The organism is Rhodococcus sp. EPR-134 (genome assembly GCF_001647205.1).
Classification (GTDB): Bacteria; Actinomycetota; Actinomycetes; order Mycobacteriales; family Mycobacteriaceae; genus Rhodococcus_F; species Rhodococcus_F qingshengii.
This window is the reverse complement of record NZ_LVCT01000007.1, coordinates 1-2,776: the sequence shown is the minus strand read 5'-3', so window position 1 is coordinate 2,776 and position 2,776 is coordinate 1. Positions and strand designations below refer to the sequence as shown.

At 58.0% G+C, this 2,776-nt stretch carries 1 protein-coding gene and 1 pseudogene; both read left to right on the top strand.

The features are described 5' to 3' along the window. The coding region (locus A2J01_RS00300) for a UvrD-helicase domain-containing protein (protein WP_156519124.1) at nt 1-2,099 on the top strand (2,099 nt) is incomplete at its 5' end. A gap of 8 nt (nt 2,100-2,107) precedes the next feature. Further along, nucleotides 2,108-2,776: pseudogene (locus A2J01_RS00295) on the top strand (helicase); the annotation flags it as partial.

Genomic DNA, 2,776 nt, shown 5'->3' with positions numbered 1-2,776 from the left:
CAGACGTGACCAGGGGCCGCTGGGGCAGCCTGGTGGAAAAACGACTCGCGGAACTGATCGCTCGTCTGGAGCTTCCTGCCGCAACCGGCACGGAGCCGATAGACGTCGCAGCAGATTCAATCGTTGTCACGATTTCGGACACACCGAAGTTTCGCGACCGGCTCAGGGCGCGGGCGAACCCCGTCGACATCCTTACCCGTTTTCGTGACCGCCGTCGCGCTGCGGCGGCTGCGTCGGTTGTGGCGCCCGCTTTCTCGATCGATGCGAGCGAAGGCCCTTCGCAATCGCTCGAGATCGATTCTGGTTCAACGGTTACCGGTCTTGACGAACTTCAACGCCGAGTAGTTGAGGCGGCCACTGAAGACCGTCTTGTGGTAGTTGCCGGGGCGGGGCAGGGAAAAACCGAAGTTGTTGCTGCCAGACTTGATCACTTGGCAAGGGAGTGCGACTTATCGCTGTCGACAGAGGTGCTCGTTCTGAGTTTTTCCAGAGCAGCAGTATCCGCTGTTCGTAGTCGATTGGAAACACGGGTATTGGCGCAGGCCGAGATTCGTACTTTCGACTCGTTTGCCAACCGGGTGATCATCGACGCGGGTGAGGATCCAAAAGGCAACTTCGACGCAAGAATCGAACGTGCTGTTGGGCTTTTGACTGATGAAGACGCTGATTTGCCGATGTTGGAAGACATTCAGCATGTCGTTCTCGACGAGGTACAGGACCTCGTCGGGCAGCGTGCGAAGCTCGTGCTGGCGCTGATCGATCGACTTGGGGACGAGGTCGGGTTCACTGCGCTCGGCGATCCGAATCAGGCGCTCTACGATTTCCAGCTTTCTCCGGAAGAACAAACCCAGCGTTTGGACGTGATCAGCGAGCTGCGCGGTCTCGCGAATGTTGAATCGACGGGTCTGCAACGTAATTTCCGTGCGCGGGGGAAAGACCCTCTTGCTGTCGTCGAGCTAGGGTCTCGCCTCCGTGAGATGGACAGCGGTGCGCGAGCACGTGAAGAGGTTGATGCCTTCATTTCCCGGTTGGAAAGCGTCGATTCCTCGGCGTGGCTCACTGATGTTTACCGCGCTGGACGAAGCACCGCGATCCTGACGAAGACCAACGGGGACGCTTTGCGCGTGTCCCAACAGCTCACCGCCCTGAACATCCGTCATACACTGCGGCGTACTGCACAAGAGCACGGCGCTCGGGCATGGGTTGCAGAGCTTGCTCAGCAGCTTCCGCGAAACATGAACCGCCGTGAGGATGTTATTGCTGCACTGCAGAATACGTCGGTGATTGACCCGATCGATGCATGGAATCTGCTCAAGGAATCCGAAGGTCGGACGCAGTTTCCGAACGATCTCGATCTCTCGAGGATCAGGCGCGTCATCGGTGGATACGGCATCCCGACGGCATTGTTGGCAGATGCCACGGAGGACGTTGTGGTGTCCACTGTCCATCGTGCGAAGGGCCTCGAATTCGACAGAGTTTTCCTGTTCGACACAGACTACGAACCTGATGACGACGACTTCGCCATCGCTCGGCGAAACTATGTCGCGCTGAGCCGTGCGCGCGACGAAATCGTACGTTGCGCACCAAAAGCGACGAAGTCGTGGATGAAGAAGGACACGGCATCTGTTGGGCGCTGGACGGAACAGGTATTCGGCAAGGGCGGAAAGCGAACCCGTGCAATTGAAATCAGGTTCAATGACATGAATACCGACGAACCCTTCGAATGCGGCGAAAACGCTCCTGCTGTTCAGAGTCTGCTTGCCGCCGGTACTCTCGTCGGCCAAACTGTGACACTGGTTTTGGACCTGGAGTGGACCCATCGCGATGCGCCAATCTATCTGGTCAAGGATTCCGATGGTGTCGCATTTGCGCGTACATCCGAGCAGTTCGGGCGAGATATCAGGAGAATCTTCATGATTGGAAATGCCCGTTGGCCAACGATTTTGAATGGTGCAACGACGATGTCGATTGAATCCGTCGCAGGTTCACCCGAAGTCAGCGACGAATTGGGAATTGGTGATTCCGGCATCTGGCTGGTACCCCGGCTCGCCGGCCTTGTCCAACCAGACTGGAACACGAGATGGGATGGAAAGAATTGACAACCGTCATGACCGAGCTGGATGCGATGTACGGGTTCCGTGCGGAGATGGTCGAGGAGCTCAAACTCGATCTTCTCGGTCCGGGAGAGGGCGCGTCGGAGGTGCTCGCAGAACCACCGTTGGATCGCTACGTCGTGGGCGTGCTGTGGCCGACGGATGAGCCCCTGCAGGAGGAGCCGGAACCCGACAGTGCCGAAGCGGATTCCATTGAAGGTGAAAGTGATTCACCTGTTGCACAATCCTTGATGCGCTACCCCTCGTCGATGGGTTTGACGTTCACAGTCGATGTTGGTCTGGTATCCGAGGTGTCTTTCGATGTGTCGGCAGCACGATACAGACCTTCCGAGACGCTCGACGACCAAGACCAGGGTGGCAAACGCCGCAGAGGACGGAGTCGGCCTACCGCCTGGACCAGAGAGGCATGTACGCCAGAACGAGTGCGCCATTCACTGGCCACGAAGGGTGCAGTGAAGCTGCATGTTGCACCAGGCTTGGAGCTGTACATTCTGACTCGGACACCGCGCGACGGTAAGGTGACGGTCTCCGCCGTTCTCCGGAACAAGCTTTCGGTGAACAAAGGTGAACTCAAAGACGCGAGTGCCTGGTTCCAGGTCGAACTTGTCGTGACAACCGAAGTGCCTGCGATCGTCGACCGTAGTGCGCCGAACAGGCTCGGC